We start from the raw sequence: 15587 nt of genomic DNA, 5'->3' as shown, positions 1-15587 counted from the left end.
CGGTGTCAGCCGTTCGGGGTGCGGGGTCAGCCGAACCGGCCCGAGATATAGTCCTCGGTCTCCTTGCAGCTGGGGTTGGAGAAGACCTTCTCGGTGCCGTCGATCTCGATCAGCCGGCCCGGTTTGCCAACGGCCTCGAGGTTGAAAAACGCGGTCTGGTCACTGACCCGGGCAGCTTGCTGCATGTTGTGGGTGACGATGACGATGGTGTAGTCCTGCTTGAGTTGAGCGATCAACTCCTCGATGGCCATCGTCGAAATCGGGTCCAGCGCCGAACAGGGCTCGTCCATCAACAGCACGTCGGGCTGCACCGCGATGGCCCGGGCGATACACAATCGCTGCTGCTGCCCGCCCGACAGCCCGCCGCCGGGCCTGTCCAGCCGGTCCTTCACCTCGTTCCACAGGTTGGCGCCGCGCAGCGAATGCTCCGCGGTCTCGTCGAGTAGCTTGCGGTTGCGAACACCCTGCAACTTCAGCCCGGCGACCACGTTGTCGCGGATCGACATGGTAGGAAACGGGTTCGGACGCTGGAAGACCATGCCGATGGCCTTCCGCACCCCGACGGGATCGATCGACGGGCCGTAGATGTCCTCACCGTCGAGCAGCACCGACCCGTCCACCCGGGCGCCGGAGATGACCTCGTGCATCCGGTTCAAGGTGCGCAACACCGTCGACTTGCCGCATCCGGACGGTCCGATGAACGCGGTCACGCTGCGCGGGGCGACCGACAGCGTCACGTCGGCAACGGCATGGAAGGCCCCGTAATAAATGTTGAGATCGGTCAGGTCCAACCTTTTAGCCACCGTGCAGCACTCCTAATTATTCTTCTCCCACCGCTACGCGCTGGATTGCCGTCAGACTAGAACTTCTTGGGCGCGAACACCCGCGCTCCGAACCTGGCCGCGATGTTCAGTATCGCTATCAGGACGATCAGCGTCAGCGCGGCACCCCAGAGACGATCGGTGGGAACCGCGCTGGTGCCCGCGCCCGCCGACGTCTGGTCGTACATCATGCCCGGCAACGACCCCATGAAGCCCTGGAACATGTCGAAGTTGATCGCCTGCGAATAACCGACCAGGATCAGCAGCGGCGCCGTCTCGCCCATCACCCGGGCCAGCGCCAGCAGGATCCCGGTGATGATGCCCGACAGCGCGGTCGGGATCACGATGCTGACAATGGTCTTCCACTTCGGCGCGCCCAGTGCGTAACTGGCCTCTCGCAGATCCATCGGAATGATCCGGAGCATCTCTTCGGTGGCCCGGACGATCACCGGCACCATCAGCAGCACCAACGACAACGACACCGCGAAACCGGAGCGGTGAAAGCCCAGCGTCGCCACCCACAGCGCGTAAATGAACAGCGCCGCCACGATCGACGGGACCCCGGTCAAGATGTCGACCATGAACGTCGCAAGCTTGCCGAGCCGGGTGTCGGCACCGTATTCGACGAGATAGATGGCGACGAAGATGCCCAGTGGGATCGACAGCGCCGCGCACACCAGTCCCTGCAACAGGGTTCCCACGATCGCGTGGTAGGCGCCGCCCCCGGCTGCGAAAGCCGTCATCCCGGCCTGCGAATTCGTCCACCAGACACTGGAACTGACCGCGCCGAACCCGCGTTCGAACACCGAGTACATCACCCAGATCAGCGGCACCAGCGCTACCCCCATCGCGACGGTGACCAACACCGTCGCGATGGCGTTGGCCACCCGGCGACGCAGGCTCACCGTCGCGAAGGTGCGCTCCTTGACGGGCCGGTCCAGCAGGGCGGTCATCAGTGCACCTTCTTCGTGATGGCCGCACGTGCCAACGCGTTGACCACCAGAGTCAGCACGAACAGCACCAGTCCGGCCGCGATGTAGGCGCCGGCCTTGTACTGGTCGTTGAACTCCGATGCGGTGGCGGCGATCTTGGTGGCGAAGGTGTAGCCGCCGTCGAACAGCGACCAGTTGAACGACGTCTGGGTGGCCCGCAGAATGATCAACAACGCAACCGTCTCGCCGAGCGCACGGCCCAGCCCCAGCATCGCGGCGCTGATGTAGCCGGACCGCCCGAACGGCAACATCACCACCTTGACCACTTCCCAGCGAGTCGCACCCAGCGCCAGGGCGGCCTCGACCTGGCCCCGGGGGGTCTGAGCCAGCACCTCCCGGGTGACCGCGGTGATGATCGGCAGGATCATCACCGCCAGCACGATCCCGCCGGTGAAGACCGTGCCGCCGCCGGCGACGGAGGCGTTGCCGGTGGCGAACAGGAAGAACCCGCCGAGATTGTCGTTGAGCCACTGCGCCGTGCTCCGCAGCTGCGGCGCCAGCACGTACAGCCCCCACGCGCCGTAGATGATCGACGGCACGGCCGCCAACAACTCGACCATGTAGGCGAGCGGTCCGACGAGCCGCCGGGGAGCGTACTCGGTGAGGTAGATCGCGACACCGAGCGCCACCGGCATGGCCAGCAGCAGGGCGAACACCGAGACGAACACCGTCACCTGCAGTAGCTCGGCGACGCCGAAATGCATGGCGGAGGTGTCGGTGGTGACCCAGTTGCCGCCGTAGGTGAAGAAGTTCTCCTTGTTGCGCTGCAACGCCGGGACGGCACGCAGCAGCAGGAAGCCGCCGACGGCGGTGATCAAGACGATGATCAACACCCCGGAACCCTCGGCTACCCGCCGGAACAGCCGGTCGGTCAGGGAACCCGTGGCGGAGCGCCTCGTCGGCGGAGTCAGCGGCGACTTGTTCGCCACCGGTGACTCCGTCACGCTGAAACTCGACGACTCGGCGATACTAGACACCCCTTCGGTTGCGCGGTGCCGCTACTGAATCGCGTCGATAGCGCTACTCAGTCGCCGCTTGAGCTGGTCGGGCAACCGGACATAGCCCACGTCCGCCAGGCCTTCCTGACCGGTGGTCGACGCCGCCTTCAGAAAGGACTTCACGCCCGCCGCCGTATCCGCGTCGTAGCCCTTGGAGCAGACGATCTCATAGGTCACCAAGACTAGTGGGTAGGCAGCGGCCTGCTTGGTCCCGTAGAGCGACCGCAGGTCCAGTCGCATGTCATTGCTGTCCTCGGTCACGAACGCGGCGGACTGGATCGCCGCGCCGGCCGCCTCGTCGGTGGCGGCGACCACGCCGGCACCCGAGTCGATCATCGCCGACCGCAGGTTCGCCTGGTCGGCGAAGCCCTTCTCGACGTAACCGATGGCGCCGGGCGTGCTCTGCACGGCCTGCACCACGCCGGCCGATTTCTGCGCGCCCTCACCGACGCCGCCCTGGAACTCGCTGCCGTCGCCCCTGGTCCAGGCCTGCGGCGCGGCGGCGCTGAGGTACTTCTGGAAGTTGTCGGTGGTCCCCGAGGAGTCCGACCGGTAGATCGGCGTGATGGCGATCGCGGGCAGCTCCACGCCCGGGTTCAGGGCGACCAGCGCGGGGTCGTCCCAGCTGGTGATCGATCCGCTGAAGATGCGGGCCAGCACGTCCGCGTTGAGCACCAGGTGCTCCACCCCGTCGAGGTGATACGCCATGCTGATCGGACCGAACACCAGCGGCAGATGCCACGCGGGATTTCCGTCGCAGCGGGCGGCGGCCTGTTCGACCTGCGCCTCGCTCAGCGGCGAATCGGACCCGGCGAAATCGACGTGTCCGGCGATGAACTGCTCCCGGCCGGCACCGGACCCCGTCGGGTTGTACGACAGGTTCTTGCCCGCGCACTCCTTGCCCCACACCTGATTGAACACCGCGATCGCGTTCTGTTGGGCCGTCGAACCCTCGGCGGTCAGCGTGCTCTTGCCGGCACACTCGGCGGATCCCGACGCGCCGGCGCCGGCCGCACCACCGGAGTTGTCGTCACTGCCGCAGCCGCTCAGTGCCAGCCCCAGGGTCGCCGCCAACAGGGCAACACCCGCCGTTGTGGGTTTCATCGCTCCTCACTTCCTCGCTCAGGTTCAAATCCCCCCGGAACGTATGCGGCACTTATGGATGGGAACCGCATGGCAGGTGAACGGGCGGTGAATAGATAGCCGACCGGTCAACCTCCCTCCACCCCGGCGTAGGCGGTGTCGACGCTGTGCACGGCGAAGTTCAGCTGCCGGTAGGTCCGCAACGCCGCGGTGTTGTCCGCCTCGACGTAGAGCAGCACGGTCGGCGCGTCGAGGTCGGCGAGCTCCCGGGCCAGGTGAGCCAGGCCCACCTCGGTGAGCACCCCTCCCAGGCCGCGGCCCTGAGCGGCCGGATCGACCCCGACGACGTAGACCTCCCCGGCGGGTTCGGCGCCGGCGGTGCCGGGGTGGATCTTGGTCCAGTGGAATCCCAGCAGCGTCTGGTCGTCGGTCTCGTCGAAGGCCAGAAACAGCCCGTGCGGATCGAACCAGCCCTCGGCCCGCCGTTCGGCCAGCTCCGCCGCCGTCCAGCCGCCCTGTTCGGGGTGCCAGGCGAAGGCGGCGTTGTTGACGCGCAGCAACTCGGCGTCGTCCGCCGCGCCCGCGTAGCTGCGGATCACCAACCCGGCCGGAATCGACGGCTCGGAGATCCCGCGTAACGACCGTCGCATCTGCAGCAGCTCGCGCACCGTGACCAGTTGCAGCGCCGCGGCGGTGGCCCGAGCTGCCGGCAGCGTGCCGTGCGCCCAGAACCGGGTTCGTCCTCGGCTCTTCGCCAGCGCGGCGCGAACCATGGCGGAGCCGATACCGCGCCGCCGGGCGTGCGGCGCCACCACCAACTCGGCCATCGGAGCGGTGTCGTCCGGCGGCGCACTCAGGTTCAGGTAGCCCAGCAACCCGTCCGCGGCCGCGGCGACCAGGTGCCCGCTGCGGGTACCGGGGAGCTCGCGCAGTACCTGCTCCCCGACCGGCTCGACGCCGTCATGGTGGGCTGCGGCGGCGATCAATTCCCGAACCTGCCGCTGCTCGTCCTCGTCGAGCGCGGCGCGCCACCCCGGGGCGCTCACTGACTGGCCAGCGACTCGGGTGCACCGTCACCGGCGGAGTCCGCGCCGTCGTCGGCCGCGAGATCCTCGCCCGCCTCGTCTTCGTCGCCCGATGCGCCCGCCGGGTTGCCCCGCACCGGCCGGACCGCCTTGTAACCGACATTGCGCACCGTGCCGATGAGCGACTCGTATTCGGGCCCGAGCTTGGCCCGCAGTCGCCGGACGTGTACGTCGACGGTGCGGGTGCCCCCGAAGAAGTCGTAGCCCCACACCTCCTGCAGCAGCTGCGCCCGGGTGAACACCCGGCCGACGTGCTGGGTGAGATATTTGAGCAGCTCGAATTCCTTGTAGGTCAAGTCCAGCGGCCGGCCGCGCAGCCGCGCGGTGTAGGTGGCCTCGTCGATCACGAGCTCGCCCAGCTTGGTCTGACCGGAGGCTTGATCGGCGGCCGGGGCGGCACGCCGACCGGTCAACAACCGCAGCCGGGCGTCGACCTCGGCGGGTCCGGTGCCTGGCAGCAGGATCTCGTCGATACCCCATTCGGCGTTGACGGCCACCAGCCCGCCTTCGGTCACGACCGCTATCACCGGCACCGAGCCGGCGGTGGTGCTCAACAGCCGGCACAGCCCGCGGGCCCCCGCCAGGTCGGTCCGGGCATCGACGATCACCACCTCCGCCGAACCGGCCTCCAGCAGCGCGGAGACCTCCGGCGGCGCTGTGCGCACGGTGTGTGCCAGCAGCGACAGCGACGGCAGCACCACTTCCGGGTGCAGGTCAGCGGTCAACAGCAGTAGCTCCAACGTGGCCCTCCAGCGTCCCAGGTGATCTAACGATAGCGTGCGACCTGCCAGAATGACCGGGTGCGCAGGGTGCTTATCGGGATATCGGCCGTGATCGCGGCGGTGGCGGTCGCAGCTGGCGGGGTCGATTTCGGGACCAGCGTCTACGCCGAATACCAACTGTCCCGGGCGGTGCGCCGGGCCACCGACCTCGGATCCGACCCCTTCGTCGCGATCCTGGGGTTCCCGTTCATCCCGCAGGCACGGCGGGATCACTACGACGAAGTGGAGATCAAAGCCCCTGCCGTCGAGCAGCCGATGGTCGGCAAGGCGATGCTGGAGGCCACCATGCATTCGGTCGACCTGAGCGAGGCGTCCTGGCGATTCCGGCCGGGCGCCAAGATCTCGGTCGCCAAACTGGAGAGCCGGATCATCATCGGCTCGGTGTACCTGGGTCGCTATCTGGGCATCCGCGACCTGATGGTGGAGGCACCGCCGAACGAGACCAACGACGCCACCGGCGGCACCACCGAGTCGGGGATCTCGAGCAATCACGGCCTGGTGTTCACCGGGACGCCGGCCGGCTACGGCAAGCGGGTGAGCGTGGCGGTGGACCTCTCGGTCGGCGGTGCTGACCACAGCACACTGGTGATCACCCCGACCGGGGTGCTCACCGGTCCGGACACCGCCGACCAGCACGTTCCCGAGGAGCAGCGGGCCGCGGTGCTGGCGGCGTTCCACGGCAGCGTGCCGCAGCAGCGGCTGCCGTTCGGGTTGGTGCCGACCAGCCAGGGTGCCCGCGGCTCCGATGTGATCATCGAGGGCATCGCCGAGGACATGACCGTCACCCTGCCGGAGTTCCGCCCGCGGTGAGCGTGGTCGCGATGCTCACCGGCCTGCTCCTGGCGGGCGTCATCGGATGGTGGATGAGCCGGCGGGCCGGGGCGCTCAAGGCGGTGGCGGCCACCGCCCCGGAGATCGGCGCAGACGACGGCGGTGCTGCGTTTCTCGGGTTGCAGCCCGGCCGCCCGACCGTGGTGCATTTCTCCGCGCCCTGGTGCGGACCCTGCGCCGGGGTGCGGCGGGTGGTCCAGACGGTCTGCGACGACCTGGGCGGCCCGGGAGAGATAGCGCATCGCGAAGTCGACATCGACACCAACCCCGCTGCGGCGCGGCGGTTCTCGGTGCTGTCGTTGCCCACCACGCTGATCTTCGACGCCGCCGGCCGGCAGCGCTACCGGGCCGCCGGTGTGCCGACGGCCGCTGCGCTGCGGTCGGCGCTGGAGCCGCTATTGGCTTGAACGCCCCGGCATTGGGTAGGCTGTTCGTCGTGTTCGCCCGCCTTGAGCTTGTGCTCACCAAGCGTCGCGCAGTCGATCTGTGCCGCACCGCGGGCTGCTGCTGTTGTCGTTGCCGCTGAGTAGCCGCGTTCTCGCGTCGCTCTGGGAGCCGCCCGGTGAATCCGTGGCATGTCTCCACCCAGCCATTCGCCACGACAGCCAGGGAGCAACACCATGCCGGACACCTCCTCCGACACCGGGCAGGTAGACGTCCGGGGTCCCCGGTTCAGCGCCTGGGTCACCACCGCGGTGCTGGCGGCCGTTCTGCTCACCTTCGAGGTCAGCCCGGCCGGTGCGACCGTCTTGCTTGCCGGCCAGGCGGTGGCGTTCGCGATCGGCGCGGTGTCGGGCCCCCGGCGCCACCCCTACGGTGTGCTGTTCGCCCGACTGCTGGCGCCGCGGCTGAGTCCGGCCAGCGCGCGCGAGCCGGTGGCTCCGCTGAAATTCGCCCAGCTCGTCGGCCTGGTTTTCGCCCTGATCGGACTCGCCGGTTTCGCCGCCGCCCCGGTGGTGGGAATCATCGCGACGACCGTTGCGCTGGCAGCGGCCTTCCTCAATGCGGCCTTCGGCATCTGTCTGGCCTGTCAGCTTTACCCGCTCGTCGTCCGCCTGCGCCCGACGGCGGCATGACCGCAGCGGCTGCCTCGAATCACCGAAAGGATGCCCGCCATGGCTCGCTCTGACGTCCTGGTCTCCACCGACTGGGCCGAGAGCAATCTCGACGCGCCGGGCACCGTCTTCGTCGAAGTCGATGAAGACACCAGCGTCTACAACACCAACCACATCCCCGGCGCGATCCGACTGGACTGGCGAACGGACCTGCAGGACCCGGTCCGTCGCGACGTGGTCGACGCCGCCGGATTCTCCAAACTGCTCTCCGAACGCGGTGTCGGCAACGACGACACGGTGATCCTCTACGGCGGCAACAACAACTGGTTCGCCGCGTTCGCCTACTGGTACTTCAAGCTCTACGGCCACGAATCGGTCAAACTGCTCGACGGTGGCCGCAAAAAGTGGGAGCTCGAGGGGCGCCCGCTCTCCGGTGAGCAGGTCACCCGTCCGGCCACGTCCTACACGGCCAAGCCGCTGGATGAGTCGCTGCGGGCGCGGCGCGACGAGGTGATCGCCGCGATCAACACCAAGAACCTCATCGACGTGCGCTCCCCGGAGGAGTTCTCCGGCAAGATCCTGGCGCCCGCGCACCTACCCCAGGAGCAGAGCCAGCAGCGCGGCCACATCCCCAGCGCGATCAACGTGCCGTGGAGCCGCACCGCCAATGAAGACGGCACCTTCAAGTCCGACGAGGAGCTGGCCAAGCTGTACGCCGCCGCCGGCTTGGACGGCGAGAAGGAGACCATCGCGTACTGCCGGATCGGTGAGCGCTCCTCACACACCTGGTTCGTGCTGCACGAACTCCTCGGACACCGGAATGTCAAGAACTACGACGGCAGTTGGATGGAATACGGCTCCCTGGTGGGCGCCTCGATCGAATTGGGAAGCTGATATGTGCTCTGGACCGAAACAAGGACTCGTCTTGCCGGCCAACGTCGACCTGGCGAAGGAGACGGTGATCACGGGCCGCGTGGTGGACAGCTCCGGTGCGACCGTCGGGGGCGCTTTCGTGCGACTGCTGGACTCCTCCGACGAATTCACCGCGGAGGTGGTCGCATCGGCGACCGGTGACTTCCGGTTCTTCGCCGCACCGGGCCTGTGGACGGTGCGGGCACTGTCCTCGGCGGGCAACGGTGACGCCGTGGTGTCACCGTCGGGCGCCGGTCTGCACGAGGTCGACATCAAGGTCGCCTGACGACTCGCGATAGACTGCCCCCGTGGTGCTGTTCTTCGAGTTGATGCTGGTGGCGGCTACGGGCCTGATCACCTGGTTCGCGCTGTACACGCTGTATCGGCTGATCACCGACGAGATGTGAGCGCCCCAGACGGTGACGCGCAGGGCGGCGGCGACCGTCCGGCCATCCCGGGTTCCGGTGACCGTGCGATAGCCGCGGCTGCCGAACGGGCCGCCCGGACCGCGGCCCGCAATATCCCGGTCTTCGAGGACCTTCCGGTCAGCGACACGGCCAACCTTCGTGAAGGCGCCGATCTGCACGACGCCCTGTTGGCACTGCTGCCGTTGGTCGGGGTGTGGCGGGGCGAAGGCGTGGGCCACCATGCGCACGGCGACTACCGGTTCGGCCAGCAGATCGTGGTCTCCCACGACGGCGGTGACTACCTGAACTGGGAGGCGCGGTCCTGGCCGCTCGATGATGCCGCCGAGCTCACCGGGCCGGCCCTGCGGGAAACCGGCTTCTGGCGTTTCAACAGTGATCCCGGCGATCCGGAGGAGTCGCAGGCGATCGAGTTGCTGCTGGCGCACTCGAGCGGCTACGTGGAGTTGTTCTACGGGCGCCCGCACGGCCCGGCGTCTTGGGAGTTGGTCACCGACGCGCTGGCGCGCAGCAAATCGGGTGCGCTGATCGGTGGGGCCAAGCGGCTTTACGGGATCGTCGCCGACGGTGACCTGGCCTACGTGGAGGAGCGGGTGGACGCCGACGGCGAACTGGTGCCGCACCTTTCGGCGCGGTTGGCCCGCTTCGTCGGCTGATCGGCCGCGGCGTCAACGGCCGATGGCCTGGTCCACCAGCCCGCTGATCTCTTCGCCGGGCATTCGCGGGTTGAGCACCCGCCCGTCCAGGGTGTTCACCCGCGCAGCCAGGGTGATGCTCGAGACCAGCCAGATATCTTGCGCGGCAACAAGGTCCGCGGCGCGCAGCGGCATGTACTCGCAGCGGTACCCGGCGCCACGCGCCACCTCGAACAGCGCCTCGGCGGTAGTGCCGCGCAGAATCGGCTGCGACGAGGGCGGGGTGATCAACCGTCCTGGTTCCACCAAGATGACGGTGGAGCGCGGGCCTTCCAGAACGAAGCCGTCGGAGCTGACAAAGATCACGTCGTCGGCGCCCTGCCTGGCGGCGTGGCGCAGCGCGGCCATGTTGACCGCGTACGACAGGGTCTTGGCGCCGGCCAGCAGCCACGGCATCGGCTCTCCTTGCGCCGGCACACCGCGGTCCAGGGTCAGCGCCGTCACGCCCGCTTGCCGTGCCGCGATGATGCGAGCCGGCAGCGGGGTGATCATCACGTATGCGGTTGGCTGCGGGTCATTTTGGGAGCCACTTTCCCGGCCGCGACTGTAGATCAGCCGCAGTGCCCCCTCGCCGGCCGTCGTCCACTGCCGCACCGCCGTGTCGATGGCGTCTCGCCACGCGGCCAGATCCGGCGCGGGCAGATCCATCAGCTCCGCCGAACGGGCCAACCGCTGTAGGTGGGCCTCGAGCAGACAGACCGAACCATCGCGCACCAGCAGCGTTTCGAAGACCCCGTCGCCGCGCAACACCGCCAGGTCGTCCGCGTGCAACAACGGGCGGTCCGCGGCCACCGGGCCGCCGCCCACGGTGACGATGGTCACGACGTCATCGGCGGGCATCGACCGGGCATAGACCCTGAGCGTAGCGGCTCCGTAGAGTTGACATGTGCCTGCCGTCCCCGCCCCAGATTCCGGGCCCGACGCCGGTGCGATCTGGCACTACGGCGATCCGTTCGGCGAACAGCGGTGCGCCCAAACCGAAGCCGTCCTGGTGGATCGTTCGCATCGCGCGGCGCTCACCGTGAGCGGCTCGGAGCGCCAGACGTGGCTGCACACGCTGTGCACCCAGCACGTCGCCGAGCTGGCTGACGGCGCCACCACCGAGAACCTGACCCTGGACGGCAAGGGCCGCATCACCAATCACTGGGTGCAGACCGAACTGGGCGGGCGCACCTACCTCGACACCGAGCCGTGGCTGGGCGATCCGCTGACCGAACACCTTCGCAAGATGGTGTTCTGGGCCGACGTGACGATCCAACCGGCAGATCTCGCGGTGCTGTCACTGCTGGGCCCCCGCCTCGCCGACCCCGCGGTGCTCGACGCACTGGGCGTTGCCGCGCCGCCCGGCGAGGCGGCGGTGGCGATCGGAGACGCCGACGGCTTCGTGCGGCGTGGCCCCGGCGAGCACGCGCTGGAGCTGCTGGTGCCGCGCGCCGAGAAGGGCGACTGGCAGCGCCGGCTGGCACGTGCCGGGGTGAAGCCGGCCGGTATCTGGGCCTACGAGGCCGAGCGGGTGGCGGCGCGGCGGCCGCGGCTGGGACTGGACACCGACGAGCGCAGCATCCCGCACGAGCTGAACTGGATCGGCGGTCCCGGCGTCGGCGCGGTGCACCTGGACAAAGGTTGCTACAGCGGGCAGGAGACTGTGGCGCGGGTACACAACCTGGGCAAGCCGCCTCGGATGCTGGTGCTGCTGCATCTGGACGGATCGGTGGACCGGCCGTCGACCGGCGACCCGATCTCTTCCGGTGGGCGCCCGGTGGGCCGGCTGGGCACCGTGGTGGACCACTTCGAGCTGGGCCCGATCGCACTGGCACTGCTCAAGCGCGGGCTGTCGGCCGAGACACCCCTGTCGACCGGGCCGGACGGGCAGGTCAGCGCGGTGATCGATGCCGAATCGATGCCGCCGCCCGATGCGCCGGGCGCGGGACGGGTCGCCGTCGACCGACTGCGCGGCCGGGCCTGATCCCGGAGTTGACGGGCGTCACACCTCACAGGCCTGGTCGGCAGTCGCGCGCGCGGCACGGTAAGCTGTCGGCAGGACAATACACACACTCAGATCGGAGCCGCCTGCTTGTTGGGGCCGCTCCGTTATTGCGCGAGGGGGTCCCCCCATGGGCCGCGGCCGGGCTAAGGCGAAGCAGACCAAGGTTGCTCGTGAGCTCAAATACAGCTCACCGACCACCGATTTCACCCAGCTACAACGTGAGCTGGCTGGGTCTGACAAATCCAACCACGACGGCGACGACTCGTGGAGCGGCGACGACGACTGGCGTCGCTGAGCACTGCGGCGTAGCGCCCGTCGTCAGAATCTCGGGTGCTGCCCGACGAGCTTGGCGCCGGCACCGGCCCTGGCGCTCTTGCCGGCCTTGGCCACTGTGCCGAGCGGCCAGCAGTCGACATGGCGAGCGGTCAGGATCGCAAGCGCCCGGTCGGTGTCTTCCGGTGCGACTATCGCGACCATGCCGACGCCCAGGTTGAACGTCTTCTCCATCTCGGCCCTGCTCACCCGGCCGCGCTGCGCGATCATGCCGAACACCGGCGCGGGCGTCCAGGTGCCCCGATCCACCTCGGCGATCAAGCCGTCCGGGATGACGCGGGCCAGGTTGCCGGCCAGCCCGCCACCGGTGACGTGACAGAAGGTCCGCACCTGCGTCTCGGCGGCCAGCGCCAGGCAGTCTTTGGCGTAGATGCGGGTCGGTTCCAGCAGTTCCTCGCCCAAGGTGCGGCCGAACTCCTCGACATGGCCGGCCAGGTTCATCCGGTCGATGTCGAGCAGCACCGCGCGGGCCAGCGAATAGCCGTTGGAGTGCAGTCCCGAGGAGCCCATCGCGATCAGCACGTCGCCGGGGCGAACCCGGTCCGGTCCCAGCACGTCGTCGGCCTCCACCACACCCACGCCGGTCGCGGAGATGTCGTAGTGATCCGGTTCCATCAGTCCGGGGTGTTCGGCGGTCTCGCCGCCCAGCAGCGCACAGCCGGCCTGCACGCAGCCTTCGGCGATACCGGACACGATCGCGCTGACGCGTTCGGGCACCGTGCGGCCGACAGCGATGTAGTCCTGCAGGAACAGTGGCTCGGCACCGCACACCACCAGGTCGTCGACGACCATCGCGACCAGATCGATGCCGACGGTGTCGTGCTTGTCCATCGCCTGGGCGATCGCCAGCTTGGTCCCCACCCCGTCCGTGGACGACGCCAGCAGCGGCTCGCGGTAATCGTTGCGCAGGGCGAACAGCCCGGCGAACCCGCCGAGCCCGCCCCGCACCTCCGGCCGGGTCGCCCTGGCGGCCAGCGGCTTGAACAGTTCGACAGCCCGGTCACCGGCCTCGATGTCCACACCGGCCGAAGCGTAGGTGACGCCCTGGGCGCTCGAATGTGCTGCGGGATCCGTCATCGCGGTAAGGCTACCGTGCTCGCGCGTGCCGCGGTCACGCCCTGTTGTGTCGGACCTGGTTGAACGGGACGCCGCGATCGGCGGCGTATTCACGAGGCAGGCCCAGGACCCGCTCGGCGATGACGTTGCGGGCCATCTCGTTGCTGCCGCCGCCGAGCGCCACCGTCTGGCGGGACAGGTACCGTTTTCCGACCTTGAGCAACTGCGCGTCGTCGTCGACGACGCCGAGCGGGCCGGCGACCTCGGTGGCGGTGTCGACCTCCAGGAAGGTGACGTCGGAATGGAACAGCCGGATGAGCGAGCCCGCGGCGGGCGGCAGCGCCCCGGTGCGCATGGCACGCCCGACATGGTCGACGAGACAGTCGCGGACCATCCGTCGGGCAAGCACCCGGCCGACCTTGTCCTGGGTCAACGGGTCGTCGGCGGTCCCGGCTTCGGCGGCCAGGGTGAGGAAGTCACCGGCGGCCATCTCGGTGCGTTCGGCGCCGCGGCCGCTGGCGAACTCCGAGCCCTGTCCGACCGCACGCCGCTCATGGAACAACAGTCGGGAGGCGACGTCCCAGCCCTTGTTGACCTCACCGACCACCGCGTCATCACCGAGCCGCAGCCCGTCGAAGAACTCCTCGCAGAACTCGTTGGATCCGTCCACCTGTTCGATGCGCCGCAGTGTGACGCCGGGCGCGTCGATCGGCATGAGGAACATGGTCAGGCCGTCGTGCTTGGGCACCGTCGCGTCCGTGCGGGCCAGCAGCAGCCCGTAATCGGCGGCAAAGGCGCTGGTGCTCCAGGTCTTGGCCCCGCTGATCACCCAGCCGTCGCCGTCGCGGTCGGCGCGGGTGATCAGCCCCGCCAGATCCGACCCGCCACTGGGCTCCGACAGCAGTTGGACGAGCACCTCGTCACCGCGTAGCGCGGCGCTGATGTGCTCGCGCTTCTGCTCCTCACTGCCGGTGTCGAGCAGTGTCGCGCAGCAGATGGTGAAGGTCGGGACGTTGAGGATCAACGGCATCTCGTAGCCGTCGGATTCCACGTCGAAAGCCTTCTGATAGCTGATGTCCAGTCCGAGGCCGCCGTATTCGCGCGGGAAGCAGATCCCGGCGAAGCCACCCTCGTAGAGGCGTCGCTGGAGTTCGCGGGCACGCTGCCAGGCGCCCTCGTCGTCACGCCCGTTGCGCGGCGGCTGCTGCGGGTCCAGCCGCGGCATGTTGTCGGCCAGCCAGGCACGCGCCCGGGCGGCGAACTCTGCCACGCTGAGCTCGGTTGCGGCGGTCTGGCTCATGCGGCGGGCTCCGTGGTGTTCGCGGCGGTGAAGATCGCCCGGTGATGCTCGTCCGGAGTGCCGAGCAGGTTGCTGTACAACGTGATCCTCCGCAGATAGACGTGCAGGTCGTGCTCCCAGGTGACGCCGATACCGCCGTGCAGCTGGATGCACTCCTGGACCAGCAGCCCGGCGTGCTCCCCCAGATAGGATTTGGCGGCGCTGGCCCACATCCCGGCGTCCGGGGCTCGCGCGGCGATCTTGTCGACGGCGCCGGCGGTGATGGCGCGTGCCGCGTGCAACCACATGGTCATGTCGGCAAGCCGGTGTTTGAGCGCCTGGTAGGACGCCAGCGGCCGGCCGAAACTGTAGCGGTCCCGACACCACTCGATGGTCAGGGCCAGCACGGCGTCCAGGATCCCGACGGACTCGGCGCACGCCAGCGCGATGCCGACCTGGGTCTGCCGGTCGATGAGGGCGGCGGTTTGCGCGGCGGTGCCGACGACCGCCTCGGCCTCGACGTCGTCGAACTCGATGCGGGCGTACTGCTTCACCAGGTCGACGCAGTTCTGCGGGCGCACCGTCACCCCCGGGGCGTCGGAACAGATCAGGAACTGTCGCAGCGCGCCGTCGTCGGTGCGGGCCCCGACGAGAATCAGGTCCGCCTGCGCGCCGGCCTCGACCCGGTCCTTGACGCCGTTGAGCCGGTAGCCGGTTCCCCCGGCCTTAGCGGTGGGGGTCGCGGTGGCACTCGGCGCCTGCGGGCGGAAGCCGCGGCCCGGTTCATCCGCGGCCCAGGTGGCCACCTGTTCCCCGGCTACCAGTGCGGCGATGCTCCCGGCGAGGGCGTCGGCGTTGTCGGCGTCGATCAGGCCAGCCAGCACGGTGCTCACCGGGTACAGCGGCCCCGGACCCACCGTGCGCCCGATCGCTTCGGCGATCGCCACCAGGTCGTGCAGACCGCTTTCCGAGACGCTGCCGCCACCGAGCTCCTCGGGCACCAGCAGGCCGGCCCAGCCGAGTTCAGCAGCCCGTTTCCACCACGCCGGGTCATAGGAGCGGCCCTGGGCATGCAACTCGCGTTGCGCGCTGATCGCCGCGGTCTTGTCGAGAAACGCCCGCGCGGTCGCGACGAACAGCTCGCTCTCGGTGGACAACTCGGTCATGTGGTCTCCTCCTGGACGCTAAAGGCCTTGACCGCCAAGCCAAGTAGACCGTATCGCCAACCGTTCTGACACACCGGCTCCAGCCGG

The 15587-nt window shown here is 68.9% G+C and carries 19 protein-coding genes; 9 read left to right on the top strand and 10 right to left on the bottom strand.

What is annotated here, in order from left to right; genetic code table 11:
- Window positions 1–26: 26 nt before the first annotated feature.
- The 6 genes from pstB to G6N19_RS12590 form a co-directional block, all read right to left on the bottom strand.
- The gene (gene pstB, locus G6N19_RS12615) at window positions 27–803 is read right to left on the bottom strand and encodes a phosphate ABC transporter ATP-binding protein PstB (RefSeq protein ID WP_041318753.1); all 777 of its coding nucleotides are present in this window, start codon (window positions 801–803) and stop codon (window positions 27–29) included.
- A gap of 56 nt (window positions 804–859) precedes the next feature.
- Window positions 860–1774 (bottom strand): phosphate ABC transporter permease PstA, encoded by a 915-nt coding sequence (gene pstA, locus G6N19_RS12610; RefSeq protein WP_013830461.1) that lies wholly within the window; start codon window positions 1772–1774, stop codon window positions 860–862.
- Window positions 1774–2724 carry a phosphate ABC transporter permease subunit PstC gene (gene pstC / locus G6N19_RS12605; RefSeq protein ID WP_408632502.1) on the bottom strand — a complete coding sequence of 317 codons (951 nt, stop codon included), beginning with the start codon at window positions 2722–2724 and terminating at the stop codon, window positions 1774–1776. The genes pstA and pstC overlap by 1 nt, the downstream gene beginning before the upstream one ends.
- A gap of 87 nt (window positions 2725–2811) precedes the next feature.
- Window positions 2812–3915, bottom strand: a complete 1104-nt coding sequence (pstS, locus tag G6N19_RS12600) for a phosphate ABC transporter substrate-binding protein PstS (protein WP_013830464.1) — start codon at window positions 3913–3915, stop codon at window positions 2812–2814.
- A gap of 107 nt (window positions 3916–4022) precedes the next feature.
- A complete protein-coding gene (gene mshD, locus G6N19_RS12595) occupies window positions 4023–4940 on the bottom strand; it encodes a mycothiol synthase (RefSeq protein WP_013830465.1) in 918 nt (305 codons plus the stop codon).
- On the bottom strand, window positions 4937–5719 hold the full coding sequence (locus G6N19_RS12590; RefSeq protein WP_013830466.1) for a winged helix-turn-helix transcriptional regulator: 783 nt from the start codon (window positions 5717–5719) through the stop codon (window positions 4937–4939). The genes mshD and G6N19_RS12590 overlap by 4 nt, the downstream gene beginning before the upstream one ends.
- Window positions 5720–5779: 60 nt before the next feature.
- Between G6N19_RS12590 and lmeA the strand changes: the two genes are divergently transcribed.
- From lmeA to G6N19_RS12560, 7 genes are all read left to right on the top strand, one after another.
- Window positions 5780–6571, top strand: coding sequence for a mannan chain length control protein LmeA (gene lmeA / locus G6N19_RS12585; RefSeq protein WP_041318756.1), 792 nt, complete (start codon window positions 5780–5782; stop codon window positions 6569–6571).
- 11 nt (window positions 6572–6582) lie between these two features.
- Complete coding sequence (locus tag G6N19_RS12580) at window positions 6583–6999, top strand: TlpA family protein disulfide reductase (RefSeq protein WP_041320198.1); 417 nt, start codon at window positions 6583–6585, stop codon at window positions 6997–6999.
- A gap of 29 nt (window positions 7000–7028) precedes the next feature.
- On the top strand, window positions 7029–7118 hold the full coding sequence (locus G6N19_RS21795) for an Ms5788A family Cys-rich leader peptide (RefSeq protein WP_369797625.1): 90 nt from the start codon (window positions 7029–7031) through the stop codon (window positions 7116–7118).
- A 94-nt stretch (window positions 7119–7212) separates the two neighbouring features.
- Window positions 7213–7668, top strand: coding sequence for a DUF4395 domain-containing protein (locus G6N19_RS12575; protein ID WP_013830469.1), 456 nt, complete (start codon window positions 7213–7215; stop codon window positions 7666–7668).
- 39 nt (window positions 7669–7707) lie between these two features.
- A complete protein-coding gene (locus G6N19_RS12570) occupies window positions 7708–8541 on the top strand; it encodes a sulfurtransferase (RefSeq protein WP_013830470.1) in 834 nt (277 codons plus the stop codon).
- A gap of 1 nt (window position 8542) precedes the next feature.
- A complete protein-coding gene (locus G6N19_RS12565; protein WP_041318762.1) occupies window positions 8543–8845 on the top strand; it encodes a DUF1416 domain-containing protein in 303 nt (100 codons plus the stop codon).
- Between the two features lie 117 nt (window positions 8846–8962).
- Entirely contained in the window at window positions 8963–9640 is a 678-nt protein-coding gene (locus G6N19_RS12560; protein WP_013830472.1) for an FABP family protein, read from the top strand.
- 12 nt (window positions 9641–9652) lie between these two features.
- Here the strand turns inward: G6N19_RS12560 and G6N19_RS12555 are convergent, their stop codons facing one another.
- Window positions 9653–10519 carry an aminodeoxychorismate lyase gene (locus G6N19_RS12555; protein ID WP_041318769.1) on the bottom strand — a complete coding sequence of 289 codons (867 nt, stop codon included), beginning with the start codon at window positions 10517–10519 and terminating at the stop codon, window positions 9653–9655.
- A gap of 46 nt (window positions 10520–10565) precedes the next feature.
- On the opposite strand from G6N19_RS12555, the gene ygfZ reads away from it, so the two are divergent.
- Both ygfZ and G6N19_RS12545 read left to right on the top strand, forming a co-directional pair.
- Window positions 10566–11645, top strand: coding sequence for a CAF17-like 4Fe-4S cluster assembly/insertion protein YgfZ (gene ygfZ, locus G6N19_RS12550; RefSeq protein WP_013830474.1), 1080 nt, complete (start codon window positions 10566–10568; stop codon window positions 11643–11645).
- A gap of 148 nt (window positions 11646–11793) precedes the next feature.
- The gene (locus tag G6N19_RS12545; protein WP_013830475.1) at window positions 11794–11961 is read left to right on the top strand and encodes a DUF3073 domain-containing protein; all 168 of its coding nucleotides are present in this window, start codon (window positions 11794–11796) and stop codon (window positions 11959–11961) included.
- A gap of 23 nt (window positions 11962–11984) precedes the next feature.
- On the opposite strand, the gene purM is transcribed toward G6N19_RS12545, so the two are convergent.
- From purM to G6N19_RS12530, 3 genes are read right to left on the bottom strand one after another with little or no spacing between them, the layout of a single operon-like run.
- Window positions 11985–13076, bottom strand: coding sequence for a phosphoribosylformylglycinamidine cyclo-ligase (gene purM / locus G6N19_RS12540; protein WP_013830476.1), 1092 nt, complete (start codon window positions 13074–13076; stop codon window positions 11985–11987).
- A 34-nt stretch (window positions 13077–13110) separates the two neighbouring features.
- Window positions 13111–14355, bottom strand: coding sequence for an acyl-CoA dehydrogenase family protein (locus G6N19_RS12535; RefSeq protein WP_193465046.1), 1245 nt, complete (start codon window positions 14353–14355; stop codon window positions 13111–13113).
- The gene (locus tag G6N19_RS12530; protein ID WP_013830478.1) at window positions 14352–15500 is read right to left on the bottom strand and encodes an acyl-CoA dehydrogenase family protein; all 1149 of its coding nucleotides are present in this window, start codon (window positions 15498–15500) and stop codon (window positions 14352–14354) included. Before G6N19_RS12530 ends, G6N19_RS12535 begins: the two co-directional genes overlap by 4 nt.
- Window positions 15501–15587 lie beyond the last annotated feature (87 nt).

This window comes from Mycobacterium novum (assembly GCF_010726505.1).
Classification (GTDB): Bacteria; Actinomycetota; Actinomycetes; order Mycobacteriales; family Mycobacteriaceae; genus Mycobacterium; species Mycobacterium algericum.
Note: the sequence above shows the minus strand (reverse complement) of the source record. Positions and strands in the feature narration are given on the sequence as shown.

Bases quoted from the DNA above. Each gene is read 5' to 3' on its own strand.
- G6N19_RS12555 (WP_041318769.1), bottom strand. From the start codon at position 10,519: ATGCCCGCCGATGACGTCGTGACCATCGTCACCGTGGGCGGCGGCCCG.
- G6N19_RS12580 (WP_041320198.1), top strand. From the start codon at position 6,583: ATGCTCACCGGCCTGCTCCTGGCGGGCGTCATCGGATGGTGGATGAGC.
- G6N19_RS12565 (WP_041318762.1), top strand. From the start codon at position 8,543: ATGTGCTCTGGACCGAAACAAGGACTCGTCTTGCCGGCCAACGTCGAC.
- pstA (WP_013830461.1), bottom strand. From the start codon at position 1,774: ATGACCGCCCTGCTGGACCGGCCCGTCAAGGAGCGCACCTTCGCGACG.
- purM (WP_013830476.1), bottom strand. From the start codon at position 13,076: ATGACGGATCCCGCAGCACATTCGAGCGCCCAGGGCGTCACCTACGCT.
- G6N19_RS12570 (WP_013830470.1), top strand. From the start codon at position 7,708: ATGGCTCGCTCTGACGTCCTGGTCTCCACCGACTGGGCCGAGAGCAAT.
- pstS (WP_013830464.1), bottom strand. From the start codon at position 3,915: ATGAAACCCACAACGGCGGGTGTTGCCCTGTTGGCGGCGACCCTGGGG.
- G6N19_RS12535 (WP_193465046.1), bottom strand. From the start codon at position 14,355: ATGAGCCAGACCGCCGCAACCGAGCTCAGCGTGGCAGAGTTCGCCGCC.
- G6N19_RS12575 (WP_013830469.1), top strand. From the start codon at position 7,213: ATGCCGGACACCTCCTCCGACACCGGGCAGGTAGACGTCCGGGGTCCC.
- G6N19_RS12530 (WP_013830478.1), bottom strand. From the start codon at position 15,500: ATGACCGAGTTGTCCACCGAGAGCGAGCTGTTCGTCGCGACCGCGCGG.
- G6N19_RS12545 (WP_013830475.1), top strand. From the start codon at position 11,794: ATGGGCCGCGGCCGGGCTAAGGCGAAGCAGACCAAGGTTGCTCGTGAG.